Genomic DNA, 16,711 nt, shown 5'->3' on the forward strand with positions numbered 1-16,711 from the left:
TGTAACGCACCACACGGCGAAATGGATCCACCGACAACAGCAAACTTTGCATCCCCTAATACGGATTGACGGGCAAGCGGCCCTATTTCCATTGATTCGCGGTTGCCGCGAAGTTCTTGTTCTGTGGCCGGACTATACAGAATCGCTGGCCTGTAGGTGCTTCCATGACGATCCACGTGTGAACCTTCTCGACACGCCGGGCGCCGAGCGCCTCCAGCCGTTGGGCTTCCGCTTCGATGTCATCGGTTTCGATGTCGAGATGGACGCGGCTGTCGTGCCGGACCGCCTGAACTTCGACGTGCAAACCGAGCTTGTCGGTCTGCATGGAGCGGTACAGGGGACTGGGCTCTTCGTTCCTGGGCCGCAGCTCATAACCGAGCGCGGCGGACCAGAATTGCGCGGCCTGTTCGAGATTGTCGGTCTTGCAGTCGATGATGAATCCAGCGAGACGGCTGCGATGCATGGTTCTTCTCCAACGGCGCGCACGATACCAGAAAGCCGATCCAGCTCAGGCGTTCGGGTTCACACCTTTGCGAGCTGCATCCATCGCCGCGAGGATATCTTTTGTCTCGGCGCTGGAGAATATGTCAGTTAGTGACGCGGTGACCTTGCGTTGCCAGTTGGCATGCTCGGTGTCCGTGCCTGGCACGTTGACTGGATCGGTCATGCCGATCAGGTCCTCGATCTGCAACAACGCAATATTCGAACTGGACAAGCCGATGAAAGCATGCACAGCGCGCGACAACGCAGCCGAGTATGTTGGCAGCGGCTCACCATCGCGCCAGTGCCACAACCCCGCAGCGACCAACGCTCGCAACAAGCTGACGCGATCTCGCACGCGTGCATCGTGTGCTTGCTGACGCAGCTCATCGGTCGGATACAAATCGAGCTGCGCACGCAATGTCACATCGCTGCCTTCCCACCAGCCACGCAGCGTCGGCAAGTCGTGCGTCGTGACGACCGCCATCGCGTGAGGAACGTATTCATCGGGCCGCTTGAACGTGCCGTCGGCGAGCTGCTCGAACATCAACACCTTGTAGTGATAGGCGCGATAGTGCTCCATCGCCTCGGTCATCGCTGCCGGCACCGTGCCCAGATCTTCGCCGATCACGATGCAATGATTGCGCTGGCTTTCCAACGCGAGAATGGCGATCAGATCCGCTAACGGATAGTGGACATACGTGCCGTCTTTCGACAGTAGCCCGCGCGGCACCCACCACAATCGATACAGCGTCATGACGTGATCGAAGCGCAGCGCCGCCACGTAACGCATCATGTTACGGACCAGGCCGACGAACGGCTGGTACTGTTGTGCGCGCAGCTCGACCGGATCCTGCGGCGGAATGCCCCAGTCCTGGCCTTTCAAGGCCAGCGCATCCGGAGGCGCGCCGACCGACGCGCCCTGCAGATAGAGGTGACGGTTGGACCACGTTTCCGATCCCGCCGGATTCGCACCGACGGCAACGTCGCCATAGATGCCGATGGCCATGCCGACTTCACGTGCCGTGCTCTGCGCGGTGGCCAATTGCTCAGCGGCGAGCCATTGCAGATATTGAAAGTATTCGACGTCCTCGGCGCGCTCCCGGGCGAAGCGCTCCACCGCCGATGACGAGGGATCGCGATATTCCTCGGGCCAGCTCGGCCAGCCCCAGTACTGCGGACCTTGCAGACGCAGGTGGCCATCGAGCGCATCGTAGATCGCATGCAAGCGCAGCGGCTCGCCTTGGATTTCCTGGAACTGCCTGAACGCCTGGCCGCGCGGCGTGTTTTCGTTCAGATGACGCGCGCGGAAACTCGCGTACAGCAGCGAGAGAATTTCAAACTTTGCCGCCGCCACTCTCACATAGTCGACGTTCCGGGTTGCACGCGCTTCCTTCAGCATGGCCTGGAATTTCGGCTCGGCGACGCGTTTGCGCGCCGGCTCGCATTCGGCGAAGTCGGGCACATCCTCGACGCTGACATACAGCACGTTCAAGAACTGCCGATTCGAGGGACTGTAGGGGCTGATATGCGCCGGATTCGCCGGCATCAGGGCGTGCAGCGGATTCAAACCGATGATGCCGCAGCCGAGCGGCGCGGACAGACGAATCAAATGCCGGAGGTCCCGAAAATCGCCGACGCCCCAGTTGTCATCGGCGCGCAGCGAGTACAGCTGCACGGCGATGCCCCAGAGTTTCTTACCCTCGGCAATCGCGTGAGCTTCGAAACATTGGTCGGGCGTCACGACGATCCGCAACGTTCCGTGCAGGCCAGTGTCCAGGGCCAACGAGGCGGTGTGATAACCCAGCGGCAAAGCCGGCAACGGCACGGTCAGGCGCCGATACGAAACATTGTCGATCCTGGCTTCCTCGACCGCCTGCAGCTTGGATAACTGCGCGCTCCCGGAACGCGGCTCGCCGCTCTCGAGCTTGACGCTCCAATCCACCTTCTTGGCGGCCAGATCGACAGGCACGGCCACCGGCACCGAGACCGACTTGCCTTCGGTCACGACGATCACCGGCGGCACGAACCCCGTCCAGCGGCGCGTGTGATATTCGTGAATGGATTTCTCGGCGGCCGTGGCGTCGGCCGCATCCACACTCAGGGCCGCCAGGATGGCGGCCTGCGATTCGGCCGAGACCTGTTTGGGCTGGCCGCGAAAATCGAAATAGGAATCCGCGATTCCGTACAACTGGGCGAGTTGGCGGATCGGGTTGTCCATTTACGTTTTCAGCGAGAACCCGCTGCGAATCGAGCTGGGGGCATCGCCATCGGCGAGCAATACACAGGAATGCGGCGCGACCACGCAATTCTGCCCGGCGCCGAGACGGTCGCCGAGATCGTTGGCACGCCAGCGCGCCGTGTCGAACACGGTCTGCCAGACCACCCCCGTGGTCGGCGCTGGCAAGCGGAAGTCACAAGGTTGGTCCCCGGCATTGCACAGAAACAGCAGATGTCCGTTCGGTGTTCCATAGGGATCGGTGAAAGCATGGCCGATCAGCACGCCAATGGCACGCGCGTCCGCATCGTGCCAGTCGCCGGCGTTCAGCTCGTGCCCGAGCGGATGCCGCCAGCTGATGTCCTTGTGCTCGCGATCCACCTGGCGCGCGCCTTTCAGGAAGGTATCGCGTCTCAGGCCGGCCGCATACCGGCGCAACGTGAGCAGTTGCCGTACGAATGCAATCAACCAGCTGCGGCGCTCGGCCAGCGACCAATCCACCCAGCTGATCTCGTTGTCCTGGCAGTAGGCATTGTTGTTACCGCGTTGCGTACGGCCGAACTCATCGCCGGCCAGCAACATGGGCACGCCCTGCGACAGCAGCAAGGTCGCGAGCAGATTGCGGATCTGCCGTTCGCGCAGCTCGATGATCGCCGGATCGTCGCTCGGCCCTTCGACGCCGCCGTTCCAGCTCAGGTTGTGATTGTGGCCGTCGCGGTTCTCTTCGAGATTGGCTTCGTTGTGCTTTTGCTCATAGGCCGTGACGTCGTAAGCGGTGAAGCCGTCGTGGCACGCAATGTAATTGATGCTCGCCGTCGGCCGGCGGCCCGAGGCACGAAACAAATCGCTGGAGCCCGCGAAGCGCTCGGCGAAATTGCCGAGAATGCCGGGATTGCCACGCCAGAAGCCGCGCACCGTGTCGCGATACAAATCGTTCCATTCCGACCAGCCGGCCGGGAAATGGCTGAGCTGATAACCGTCCGGCCCCACGTCCCAGGGCTCGGCGATCAGCTTCACGTAGCGCAGCGACGGCTCGTTCGCGACCGCTTTGAAAAACGCGGCGTCGGTGCGGAACGGGGCGTTGTCACGACCCAGCACGGCGGCCAGATCGAAACGGAAGCCGTCGACGTGCATTTCCTCCACCCAGTAGCGCATGCAATCGATGATCAGCTTGCGGGCGGCGGCATTGCCGATGGCGATAGTGTTGCCGGTGCCGGAACGATCGACGTAGCGGCTCAGATTGGTGCTGTCGAGCCTGTAATAAGCAGCATTGTCCAAGCCGCGCCAGCTGAGCGTCGGCCCTTTCTCGTTGCCCTCGGCGGTGTGATTGAACACCACATCGAGAATCACCTCGATGCCCGCGGCATGCAGCGCCTTCACCATGGTGCGGAATTCCGCAACCGGATCGTCGATCGCGTAATCCGGATGCGGAGCGAACCAGGCCAGCGAGCTGTAACCCCAATAGTTCTCCAAGCCGCGCTTGGCGAGGAACTCCTCGGGGACGAACGCCTGCACCGGCAGAAGCTCGACCGCAGTGACGCCCAGCGCCTTGAGATAGTTGATGACCGCCGGTTGAGCGAGACCGAGAAACTTGCCGCGCTCACGCTCGGGCACGGCAGGATGCAGCTTCGTGAATCCCTTGACGTGCAATTCATAAATGACAGTGTCACGCCACGGCACTGCCGGCGGGCAATCTTCGCTCCACGCGAATTCAGAGTGCACGACGCGCGCCTTGTACATGTATGGCGCACTGTCCGCGGTGTTGATTTGCTCGGTCGGTTGATCCGGCAGATGGCCGAACAGCGCGGGATTCCACTGGAACTTGCCGGCGAGCGCACGCGCATATGGATCGAGCAGCAGCTTGTTCGGGTTGTGTCGCAAGCCGTACGACGGATCGTACGGACCGTGCACACGATAGCCATACACGATGCCGGGCACGCCGTGCGGCGCAGGCAAAAAGCCGTGCCAAACGTTTTCGGTGCGCTCGGGCAGCACCAGACGGGTCAGCTCATGCTCGCCGCTGTCATCGAACAGGCACAACTCGACGCGCGCGGCGCCGCTGGCATGGACTGCGAAATTCACACCATCGCCGGTCCAGGTGGCGCCCAGGGGCTGAGGGGAGCCGGCTTGCAGGCTGGCGTGAGAGTAATCGGCGGGTACGGCGTTCATCGACGGAATGGTGACCGATCCAGGGGCCGCGTGAAAAGTAGCGAATCGCGAAGATGCCTTATTGACTTGGCAGTTTCAGGCTTCGCCGCACATCAATCGCGCGCCCAGATCACGACGGCGAGCGGCGGCAGGTTCAAAGTGATGCGCGCCGGGAAGTCTCGCCACGGCTCGTCATACGCCTGCATTTCAGTCTGTGGTGCATAGCCTGAGCCGCCGAATGCGGCGTCGTCGCTGTCGAGCAGCTTGCGATAGCGTCCACCGGCCGGCGCGCCGAAAGTGTAATTGTCACGCGGCACCGGGGTGGCGTTGAACACGATCAGCAGCTGCGTGCCGCCCTCGCCCGGCAGCCGCTGGCGCATGAACGCGAACACGCTTTCGTTGGCGTTGTCGACTTCCAGCCAGCGGAAGCCTTCCCAGCTGTTGTCGCTGCCATGGAGCTCGGGATAGTCGCGATACAAACGATTCAGCGCCCGGCACCAGGACTGCAACTGCCGGTGATGCGGATGCTGAAGCGCGGCCCAGGCCAGATCTTCATAGTCGCGCCATTCGTGCCATTGGCCGAACTCGCCGCCCATGAACAGCAGCTTCTTGCCCGGATGCATCATCATGTAGCCCATCAGGAAGCGATGATTGGCGAGCTTGCGCCACTCGTCGCCCGGCATCTTGTCCAGCAACGACCGCTTGCCGTGCACCACTTCGTCATGCGACAGCGGCAGGATGAAATGTTCCGAGAACGCGTACACGAACGAGAACGTGATCAGATTGTGATTGTGCCCGCGGTAGATCGGATCCAGCGCCATGTAGCGCAACGTGTCGTTCATCCAGCCCATGTTCCATTTGAAATGGAAGCCGAGCCCGCCCAGATGCACCGGTCGCGTGACGCCCGCGAACGACGTCGATTCTTCCGCCATGGTGACGACGCCATGGTGATAGTGGCCGACGGTCCAGTTCAGCTGCTTCAGGAAGTCGATGGCTTCGAGATTCTCGCGGCCGCCATATTGATTCGGCGTCCACTCGCCGTGCTTGCGCGCGTAGTCGAGATAGATCATGGACGCGACCGCATCCACCCGCAGCCCGTCGATGTGATATTGCTCGATCCAGAACAGCGCATTCGCAATCAGAAAATTGCGCACCTCGTGGCGGCCGTAGTTGAAGATCTTCGTGCCCCACTCCATGTGCTCGCCGCGACGCGGATCGGCGTGCTCATATAGCGCCGTGCCATCGAAGTCGGCAAGGCCGTGACCGTCGCGAGGAAAGTGCGCGGGTACCCAGTCCATGAACACGCCAATGCCGGCCTGGTGCAGCCGGTCGACAAAGCGCATGAAATCCTGCGGCGTGCCGTGTCGCGCGGTCGGCGCGAAGTGCCCCAGGACCTGATAGCCCCACGAACCGTCGAAGGGATGTTCGGCGACGCCGACCAGCTCGACGTGCGTGTAGCCCATGTCGACCACATACGGAATCAGTTGATCGGCCAGCTCGTCCCAAGTGAGGAAGGCGGGCTTGCGATGCCAGGAGCGCCGCCACGAGCCTGGGTGCAATTCATATATGGAGATCGGCGCGCGCAGCGGATCCCAGTTGCGACGGCGGTCGAGCCACTCGGCGTCGCCCCAGCTGTAGCCGCCGATGTCGGCGATGACTGAAGCACTGTCGGGACGCAGCTGCATCTGAAATGCATACGGGTCTGCTTTCATCAGGTGCTGACCGTGCGCACCGACGATCTCGAATTTATACAGCGAGCCTACCGCGGCGCCCGGAACGAATGTTTCCCATACGCCCGAGCGGCCGCGCATCTGCATGACATTGCGATTGCCGTCCCACTCATTGAATTCGCCAACCACACTGACGCGCCGGGCATTCGGCGCCCACACGGCAAAGCGGGTGCCGGCGATGCCGTCATGCACTTCCAGATGCGCGCCCAGCTTCTGGTGAATGTGGTGATGATTGCCCTCACCGAACAGGTGCAGATCGAGGTCGGAAAGAGCAGACGTCATAGCGATTGGTGTGCGTTTTCAGTTCAGCTATCCCTTCACAACCCCGCCCGGCCGCCCGGGTTCCCGATCACAGCACCGGCTTGATGGCCCAGATACTATCCGCGTACTCGCGGATGCTGCGGTCGCTGGAGAACGGGCCCATGCTCAGCGCGTTGATCACCGACTTGCGTGTCCATTCATCCGTGTTCAGGAACAACTCGTCGACACGCGCCTGCGCCGCCATGTACTCATCGAAGTCCGCGAGCACCAGGAAATGCTCGCCATGACTGAGCAGCCGGTCGCTGACCACCTTGGAGTCGAAGATGTTGTCCGGCGTGAAATAACCGGAGTCGATCAGCTCGATGGCGCGTTTCAGAGCGGGATTCCTGGCGACTTCGTCCGCCGGCGAGTAGCCCTGCGCGCGGCGCGCGACCACTTCTTCGGTAGTCATGCCGAAGATGAAAATATTCTCGTCGCCCACCGCATCCTTGATTTCGATGTTGGCGCCGTCGAGCGTGCCGATGGTGAGGGCGCCATTCAACGACAACTTCATGTTGCCGGTGCCCGACGCTTCCATGCCGGCCGTGGAAATCTGCTCCGACAGGTCGGCCGCCGGCATGATCTCCTGGGCCAGGGTTACGTCGTAATCCGGCAGGAAACAGACCTTCAGCTTGTCGCCGATGCGCGCGTCGTTGTTGATGACGTGCGCGATGTTGTTGATCAGCTTGATGATGGCTTTCGCCATGTGATAACCGGGCGCCGCCTTGCCGGCGAACATCACGACGCGCTTCGGCATCGGATCGTCCGGGTTGTCGAGCAGGCGCTGATAACGCGCGACGACGTGCAGCAGGTTCAGCAGCTGCCGCTTGTACTCGTGAATGCGCTTGACCTGGACGTCGAACATAGCGTCGACGCTCACCGTCACGCCGAGCAGCTGATGAATGGTTTTCGCCAGCCGCTCCTTGTTGGCGCGCTTGATCTCGCGGAACCGATGGCGGAAGTCGGCATCGTCCGCGGCCCACTTCAAACGCTCGAGATCTTCCAGATCGTTCTCCCATGCCGGGCCGAGCTTCTCGGTCAGCAACGCGGACAACAACGGATTGGCCTGCTTCAACCAGCGGCGCACGGCGATGCCGTTGGTTACGTTGGTGAAGCGCTCCGGCCAGAGCTGCGCGAAATCGCTGAAAATGGTCTCGCGCATCAGCCGCGAATGCAGCTTCGCGACGCCGTTCACACGATGGCTGCCGACGACCGAGAGATATGCCATGCGCACGCGACGATCGCCATCCTCGTTGATGAGCGACATGCGACGCCGCCGATCCAGATCCTGCGGGAACTTCGCGCTGACTTCTTCGAGGAAGTCGCGATTGATCTGATAAACGATCTGCAAGTGACGCGGCAGCAGGCGCTCGAAGAACGACACCGGCCAGGTCTCCAACGCTTCCGGCAGCAAAGTGTGATTCGTGTAGCTGCACACTTCCCGCGTGATCTTCCAAGCGGCGGCCCACTCCATATCGTATGTATCGACCAGCAAGCGCATCAGCTCGACGACGGTCAGCGCCGGATGCGTGTCGTTGAGCTGCACGGCGATGGCATTCGACAAATCCTTCAGCGGCCGGCGCTCGGCCATGTGCTGACCGAGCAGGTCCTGCAACGAGGCGCTGACGAAGAAGTACTGCTGCTTGAAGCGCAGCTCCTTGCCTTGCGGGGTCGAGTCGTCCGGGTACAGCACGCGCGTGAGATTCTTCGCGTCGACCTGTTCGGCGACTGCGGCCGCGTAGTTGCCGTGATTGAAAGCTTCGATGCGGAACGGCGTGATCGCGCGTCCCGACCACAGCCGCAAATGGTTGACCGTGGGACTGCGGTTGCCCGGAATCAGCAGGTCATAACCGACCGCCCAGACATCCTGCGTATCGACCCACTCGTAACGCACCCGGCCGTGATCGTCGCGAGTGGCGCGACACTGGCCGCCGAAGCGCACGCGATGGCGGATGCCGCCCTGCCCGGTCTCCCAGAAATAATGAAAGCCCAGCCAGGAGCTGGCGACTTCGCGCTGCGCGCCGTCTTTCTCGATGACCTGCGTAAAGATGCCGTAGTCATAGCGAATGCCATAACCGGTGGCCGCATAACCGAGCGTGGCGAGCGAATCGAGAAAACACGCGGCGAGACGACCGAGACCGCCGTTGCCGAGGCCGGGATCTTCTTCCTCGGCGGCGATGTGATCGAGATCGTGGCCGAGCGACTCGACGGTCTCGCGCACTTCGGTGAGCAGCTCATCTTCGAACGAAGACAGCGCATTGATCAGGCTGCGACCGAGCAGGAACTCCATCGACAGATAACAGATCCGCTTCACGCGGGCGCGCGCCACCCGTTGGCCGGTGGCGATCCACCGCTCGGTAAGTTCTTCACGGACGGCAATGGACAGCGCGTCGTAGATATCTCGGCGGGTCGCGTTCTCGGTGGACTTGCCGAGCACACGCTCGAGGCGATCGACGATCGCCTCACGGACGGCGCCGAGGCGCAACGGCACCGCCGAACGAATCGCAGAAGTCTGCGCCATGAAAATCCTCGCTTACTTAACCTCGGCCACCTTCTCGGCGACGATGCGCCACGAAGCGCCCTCGCGCACCAGGGTCAACTCCTTGCGCAACGAATTGGTGCCGAACTTCTGCACGAACCGCACGATGCGCTTGTCGGACCCGTCGGGTTCGACGCGCAGGCCTTCGACGACTGGATCGGGCACCGGGCCGGTGGCCACCTGCTCACGACGCTGCTCCAGCCAGGCTGCACTCCCCGCCGACTCCGTCGGCGCGGTGAAGCTGCCAGAATAAAGCGCAACAACCGCATCCGCTTCGCGGTTTGCCCAAGCCTGGGCCCAGCTCGCGACCACTTCTTCGGGCGAACGCGCCGTGGTGCCGGTGGAGCGGAAATAAGACGGCGGCTCATCCAGGCAACCGCTGCCGGTATGCCGACCGGCGGTGGGCTCCGGAATCGTCAGGGCCTCGGCCCGGTTCGGCTGGGTCATGCCGTCGGGCACTTTTAGCGTCGGATTGTTACGGGACGCCAGATAGGGCTGCTCTTTTTCCACGCACACCGCCTGTTCGCCGCCGCCACAGGCGGCCAGCAACGGCAGGAGCAAGGCACAGCCGACGATCAGCCGCCGGGCAGGCAAAAGCGCGCGAATCTTGTTCATGCAGGCGAAACCCTGGAATTTTCTATGGTCGATGGCCAACGGCCGGTCTGATTCGACGGTCGAAAGCGGCCGAGGCCCTTTCGACAACGCCCCGGTAAAAGGCGTGACTTTTACCGGCCGACAGGCGAACGGCGAATGCTACGCGGCGGACGGATTTACGCAACCGGCTCGCAACGTACGTCGGTTTTGACCGACGAAGCGATGAAACATTCATCGTGCGAGCGGTGATGCAGCTCGTTCAGCTGCTCGGCCGTGGGCTGCTTGCCGGCAAACACCACCTTGGGCCGCAGGGTAACGACCGTCATGGCCATTTTGCCGGCCTCGTTCTTGGCCATGACGCCGATGGCCGGGTCCTCGTAGGTGTCCACAACGAAGCCCCTGGCTGCCGCAAATGACAGGAAAAACAGCATGTGGCAGCTGGATAAAGAGGCGACGAACGCTTCCTCCGGATCGACTGCGCTCGGATCGGACAGCGGTACGCGGACCACATGGGGCGAGCTCGAGCCCGGCACGGTCACGCCGCCATCGAACCGCCACTCGTGCGCCCGGGAATACTTCTGGTCAGTGAATACGGCGCCGAGGCGCTGCCAATAGATGGTCGCGGTGTACTCGCTCATGGGATCGATCCGGGCGGTTGCCGGCCGAGGCCGACGGGGTGGCATTGTCCCGCGGCCGCCACGGCTTTGCCACATTCCTGTCCGTGTTCGGGCAGAATCGCCGCCCAACATGCCGGCTAAGGCCGCGATCTGGCCGATTCTGGCTCAAGTCTGTCTCGCAATGGGGTTGCCTCGATGGAACGGTTTCGTGCCGCTTTACGGACGATCTTCGGTGAACTGAACTGGCGGCCGCCGGGGTGGTTCGCCGCTTCCAGCGGCGCGGTCCGCCAAGGCGCCGGCCGCCTCAACGCATCGGCGCGAGCGAACCCGAAAGGCGCCGCCTTGGTGGCAGCGGGGCTTGCAGTGCTGATCGCCGGAGCCTGGTACGGCTGGCACTGGTACAAGAATCGTCCGCAACCGGTGCTGACCGAGTTCGCCATCAGCGCCCCCGGCCTGACCTGCTATGCCTGCGAGCCGCCGGGTCCGCCGAATCCCCTGGTCGTGACCTTCTCTGCATCGACCGCGACGCTGGAGCGCGCCGGCCATCCTGTCGACCCGAAGCAAGCCGGCATCGATATCAGCCCGGCGGTGGCGGGCCAGTGGTCGTGGGACGACGATCGCACGCTGCGCTTTCAGCCGGCTGCCGACTGGCCCATCGGCCAGCAATACAACGTCGAGCTGTCGAAGAAGAACTTCGCGGCCTCGCACGTCACGCTCAAGGAGTATGAGTTCACGTTCCAGACGCCGGCGTTCGCCGCCAAGCTGGCCAACACCGAGTTCCATCAAGACCCGGTGGTCGCGGGCAACAAGAAAGTCGTCGCCAGCATCAACTTCACCCATCCGGTCGATCCCGAGAGCTTCGAGAAGCGGGTGAAGCTGAAGATGTTCAACAAGGTGACGGACACCATCGAGAAGGAACTGAGCGCGCCGGCCTTTACCGTCATCTACGACAAGTTGAAGTTGAACGCCTTCGTGCATTCCGCGCAGTTGGAAGTGCCGCCCAAAGCCGGCCGCCTGCAAATCACCATCGAGCCCGGCACGCGCGCCGCGCGCGGTGGCAACGAATCCAAAGACACGTTGACCGCCAGTGTCGAAGTGCCGGGGCTCAACAGCCTGAAGATTTCCAACCTGGCGCTCGACATCGTGCGCGATGAGCGCAACGAGCCCGATCAGGTGCTGCTGATCAACACATCGTTCTCGGTGCTGGAAAAGGATGTGCCTCCGAAGGTGCACGTGTGGCTGCTGCCGGAGAAACATCCGGACCCGAAGCTCCAGGATCAATTCGGCCGCGGCCGAGCGGGCCAGCCTTATCCGTGGACCGACACGACGTTCCGCCCGGAAGTGCTGACAGCGCAGAACGCACTGAAGCTGGAACAGATCCCGGGCGAGCAGGAGCACTACGAGCTGCACAGCCTGCGCTATCAAGCCAAGCCGGGCCGATATCTGTATATCAGGATCGACTCGGGCCTGAAGTCATTCGGCGGCTATGTGCTCGGCGACAGTGTCGAACGCATCATGCAAGTGCCGGAGTTCCCGCGTGAGCTGAGCATCCTGCACCAGGGCTCTTTGCTGTCGATGTCGGGCGAGAAGACCGTGAGCTTGTTTGCTCGCAATATTCCGGCCGTTCGCGTCGAGATCGGTCGGCTGCTGCCCCGTCAGCTGCAACATCTGGTGACGCAGACCAGCGGCAGCTTCGGCACCCCGCAGTTCAACAACTGGGCGTTCGAGTCCGCCAATATCACCGAGCGCTTCTATGACGTCATTCGTCTGGAAACGGGCGATCCAGGCAAAGCGCAGTACGAAGCGGTCGACCTCGGCAAATATCTCGACGACGCGGGCGACCGGCGCGGTGTGTTCCTGTTCCGCGTGCAAGCGTGGAATCCGGACAACGATCAGCCGTTGAGTTACGCGCCCGAAGCTTGGAATCAAACTCTCGGCGCGCAGCTGGCAGATGCTCGCGTCATCGTCGTCACCGATCTTGGCTTGGTCGTCAAACGCTCGGTCGACGGTTCGCAGGACGTGTTCGTACAGTCCATCGCGACTGGCGCGCCGATTGCCGGGGCATCGGTAGAAATCATCGGTCGCAACGGCTTGCCCGTGCTCACCGAGACCAGCGACGGCGACGGTCATGTGCGCTTCCCCGAGTTGCGAAGCTTCCAGCGCGAGAAGTCGCCGGTGCTGTATCTCGCGCGTCGCGGCGGCGACAGCTCGTTCCTGCCACTCGATCAGCGCGGTCGCTCGCTCGATCTGTCGCGCTTCGATATTGGTGGCGTCGAGAGCGCCGCCGAACGGACTGCGTTGTCGGCTTATATCTTCTCGGACCGCGGCATCTACCGGCCGGGTGAAGAGATTCACGCTGGCGCGCTGGTTCGCAATCAGGAGTGGACCGGCCGCATGTCCGACGTGCCGCTGCGCCTGGAAGTTACCGACCCACAAGGCACCGTGATCCGCCGCGAGACCTTCCGCCCTGGCCCGGCCGGCTTCGGCGAAATCCGGCAACCGACCAAAGAAACATCGCCGACCGGCACTTACACGCTGTCGCTGTCCATCGTGCGCGACCAATACAGTGCCGATCTCATCGGCTCGACGACGGTGCAAGTGCGTGACTTCCAGCCGGATCGGCTGCGCATGAAAGCGACGTTCTCCGCCACGTCCGCGGACGGCTGGGTGTCGCCGGACGATCTGGAAGCTCACATTCAATTGGAGAACCTGTTCGGCACGCCGGCGGAGAACCGACGCATCGTGTCGAATCTGACGCTTACGCCGAGCATTCCTTCGTTCCGCGCTTATCCGGACTACCGATTCCACGATCCGCAATACGCGCGCGACGGCTTCAGCGAGCAGCTCGAAGACGCGACGACGGACGCCCAAGGCAAGACGACGCTGTCGCTGAATCTGCAACGGTTCGCGAAGGCGACGTATCGAGTGCATCTGGTGTCGCAAGGCTTTGAAGCGGACGGTGGTCGCGGCGTCACGGCCGAGGCTGCGCAGCTCGTGTCCAACATGCCTTACCTCGTCGGCTACAAGCCGGATGGCGAGTTGGGCTATCTGTCTCGTAACGGCGAGCGCACAGTCAATCTGATCGCGATCGATCCGAAGGCTCAGCGCACGGACGTCGGCGGCCTGGTGCTGACTCGACTGGAAACTCGCTTCGTCTCGGTGCTGATGCGCCAGTCGAACGGCACTTATAAATACGAGTCGCGTCGCAAGGAGACTGCTCTCGGCGATACGCCGCTGACGATTCCAGCCGCCGGTCATTCCCTGAAGCTCGTCACCGACGCGCCGGGCAATTTTGCCTACGTGGTGAAAGACGCGTCGGGTCAGCAGCTCGCTCGCTTCGACTATCAAGTCGCAGGCGAAGGCAATGTCACACGCACGTTGGAAAAGAACGCCGAGCTCGAGCTGACTTTGTCGAAGCGCGACTATGCCCCGGGCGAGGCAGTGGAAGTCTCGATTCGCGCTCCGTACGAAGGCGCCGGCTTGATCACCATCGAGCGCGAGCGTGTGTATGCGTGGAAGTGGTTCAAGACGTCGACGACCAGCTCGGTGCAGACGATCGCGTTGCCCGAGGGACTGGAAGGCAATGCATACGTCTCGGTCACGTTCGTGCGCGACACGGGCTCGTCCGAGATCTACACCAGCCCGATGTCCTACGGCGTGCAGCCGTTCTCCATCGCGGTGGACGCGCGGCGCAATCCCGTCACTATCGAAGCGCCTGCGCTGGTGAAGCCGGGCCAGGATGTGACGTTCCGATATCGCACTGAGCGGCCGTCGCGACTGGTGTTGTTCGCGGTCGATGAAGGCATCCTGCAGGTCGCTGCGTACAAGACGCCCGATCCGCTCGGCTATTTCTTCCAGAAGCGCGCGCTCGAAGTGTCGACGACGCAGATTCTGGATCTGATCCTGCCCGAGTTCCGCCAGCTCGGCCTGGCCGCCGCACCGGGCGGCGACGCGGAAGGCTTGCTCGGCAAGCACCTCAATCCGTTCCGTCGGAAAGGCGAGAAGCCGGTGGCGTATTGGTCGGGCATCGTCGATGCGGATACGACGACGCGTGAGCTGAAGTACCCCGTGCCGGACTACTTCAATGGCACGCTGCGTGTGATGGCAGTTGCCGTAACGGACGATCGCGTCGGCGTGCACGAGAGCCGCACGTTGGTTCGTGGCGACTTCGTGTTGTCACCGAACGCGCCGACGACGGTTTCGCCGGGGGATGAGTTCGATGTGAGCGTCGGCGTGTCCAATAACGTCGAAGGCTCGGGCGCGAGCGCCACCATCGCCGTGACGTTGGAAACGGACGCCGGGCTCGAAGTCGTTGGCGAGCCGAAACAGGAAGTCGGCATCGCCGAAGGTCGCGAAGGCTCCGTGCGCTTCCGCCTGCGAGCGAAAGATGTGCCGGGTCCCGCGAACCTGAATTTCATCGCGCGGACGGGCAATGCGAGCGGCAAGCGAAAGATCGACCTCAGCGTGCGCCCTGCGACTCCGTTCATGACCCAGTTGAGCGCGGGCGTGCTGCAGAAGGGCGAGCGCGAGATCCGCGTCGAGCGACAGATGTATCCGCATCACCGCACCCTTGAAACCGGTGCGTCGATGCTGCCGCTGCAGTTCGCGCATGGCTTTGTCGCGTATCTCTCGAACTACCCGTATGCGTGCACGGAGCAGATCGTCAGCATGTCCATGCCGGCGGTGCTGCTGACTTCGCGACCTGAGTTCGGCTATGTGAAGACTCGCGATGGCTCCGATGTTTCCTCGCTGATCGGCGAGCTGCGCTCGCGTCAGACCGAAACCGGCGCGTACAAGCTGTGGCCGGGCGGCAATGACGTCGTCGAGTTCGTCTCGCTGTATGCCCAGCATCTGTTGCTCGAAGCCGGCGAGCGCGGGCAGGCGGTGCCGGGTGACCTGGTCGCGAATGGCAATAACTATCTGCGCCAGGTCGCCCAGCGGGATGGCAACAATCTGACCGATGAGAGGCAGGGTGCGTATGCGATCTATCTTCTGACGCGCCAGGGTCAGCGCATGGCGGCTGAAATTACTGCTGCTCGTAAGCGCCTTGCTGAGCGCTATCGCGGCCAGTGGGAGAAAGATCTCACTGCTGCTTGGCTGGCCGCTTCGCTGGATCTGATGCGCCAGGATCGCGATGCGGAGAGCTTGATCTCCGGCACGCGCTTCGATGCACCGGTCGATGAGTTGTACAACGATCCGATGACGCGGGACGCGTTGTTGCTGTTCATCATCTCGCGCCACTTCCCGGAGCGGTTGAAAACCGTGCCGAGCGAAGTGTTCACGACGATGGCGAAGCGCGTCACCGATGGCTACTACCATTCCCTGTCGGCGGGCACGACGCTGCTCGCGCTGGACGCATACGCATCGGCGACGGAAGGCGCGGAACGCAATCTCGCGATTGCGGAGGTGTTGAAGAACAAGAGCGTGCGGTCGCTAACGTTGCCGCAAGGTTTGTTCCCGACAGTGAAGTTCACGGATCAGGCCGCGGCGCTGAAGTTCACGAACAACACGAGCCTCAATGCGTACTATTTGATCGAGCAGTCCGGCTTCGACCGCAAGCCGCCGACGCAGGCGATCAAGCAGGGGCTGGAGGTGCTGCGTGAGTACACGGACAGCAGCGGCAAGCCGATCACGTCGATCACCATGGGTCAGCAGATCGATGTGCACCTGAAGTTCCGAGGACTGAAGGAAGGCGGCTATTCCAACGTCGCGCTGGTCGATCTACTGCCGGGCGGCTTCGAGTTAGTTGTCCCGACGGACGCGGCGCAGACGCCGTTCGCTGAAGCGGTCGAAGGCGAAGAAGAAGGCGAGTACGAGCAGGCTTATAACGGCTGGCAATGCCAGATCTGTGTTGGCAACCTGACGGCGTCGCTGCAGTACGCCGACATGCGTGAGGATCGCGTCGTGTTCTATGCGAACGCGAACAGCGACGTTTCCGAGATCGTTTATCGGATCAAAGCAACGAACGTTGGCTCATATGTCACGCCGCCCGCCTATGGCGAGGCGATGTACGACCGCAGCGTCGTCGGCCGCTCGGCGTCTGGGAAGCTTGAGGTGTCGCGCCCATGAAGCAAAGCGGCCTCGG

Annotated in this window: 8 protein-coding genes; 1 reads left to right on the forward strand and 7 read right to left on the reverse strand. The window is 62.5% G+C overall.

Translation table 11 applies throughout. From position 1 onward, the window contains the following. Positions 1 to 82: 82 nt before the first annotated feature. From GYH35_RS30840 to GYH35_RS30870, 7 genes are all read right to left on the reverse strand, one after another. Positions 83 to 463 carry a VOC family protein gene (locus GYH35_RS30840; RefSeq protein ID WP_161830408.1) on the reverse strand — a complete coding sequence of 127 codons (381 nt, stop codon included), beginning with the start codon at positions 461 to 463 and terminating at the stop codon, positions 83 to 85. 45 nt (positions 464 to 508) lie between these two features. After that, positions 509 to 2,701, reverse strand: coding sequence for a 4-alpha-glucanotransferase (malQ, locus tag GYH35_RS30845; protein ID WP_161830409.1), 2,193 nt, complete (start codon positions 2,699 to 2,701; stop codon positions 509 to 511). Beyond that, positions 2,702 to 4,867 (reverse strand): glycogen debranching protein GlgX, encoded by a 2,166-nt coding sequence (gene glgX, locus GYH35_RS30850; RefSeq protein WP_161810103.1) that lies wholly within the window; start codon positions 4,865 to 4,867, stop codon positions 2,702 to 2,704. It lies immediately after the preceding gene. 92 nt (positions 4,868 to 4,959) lie between these two features. Next, on the reverse strand, positions 4,960 to 6,858 hold the full coding sequence (glgB, locus tag GYH35_RS30855; RefSeq protein ID WP_161810104.1) for a 1,4-alpha-glucan branching protein GlgB: 1,899 nt from the start codon (positions 6,856 to 6,858) through the stop codon (positions 4,960 to 4,962). 67 nt (positions 6,859 to 6,925) lie between these two features. Beyond that, positions 6,926 to 9,397, reverse strand: a complete 2,472-nt coding sequence (locus GYH35_RS30860) for a glycogen/starch/alpha-glucan phosphorylase (RefSeq protein WP_161810105.1) — start codon at positions 9,395 to 9,397, stop codon at positions 6,926 to 6,928. 12 nt (positions 9,398 to 9,409) lie between these two features. Continuing rightward, positions 9,410 to 10,030, reverse strand: a complete 621-nt coding sequence (locus tag GYH35_RS30865; protein WP_161810106.1) for a Cif family virulence factor — start codon at positions 10,028 to 10,030, stop codon at positions 9,410 to 9,412. A gap of 155 nt (positions 10,031 to 10,185) precedes the next feature. Beyond that, a complete protein-coding gene (locus GYH35_RS30870; protein WP_161830410.1) occupies positions 10,186 to 10,647 on the reverse strand; it encodes an OsmC family protein in 462 nt (153 codons plus the stop codon). Positions 10,648 to 10,821: 174 nt separating this feature from the next. On the opposite strand from GYH35_RS30870, the gene GYH35_RS30875 reads away from it, so the two are divergent. After that, positions 10,822 to 16,695, forward strand: a complete 5,874-nt coding sequence (locus GYH35_RS30875; RefSeq protein ID WP_161830411.1) for an alpha-2-macroglobulin — start codon at positions 10,822 to 10,824, stop codon at positions 16,693 to 16,695. Positions 16,696 to 16,711: the final 16 nt, after the last annotated feature.

Origin of the sequence: Steroidobacter agaridevorans, assembly GCF_009932555.1 — a bacterium.
Lineage (GTDB): Bacteria > Pseudomonadota > Gammaproteobacteria > Steroidobacterales > Steroidobacteraceae > Steroidobacter > Steroidobacter agaridevorans.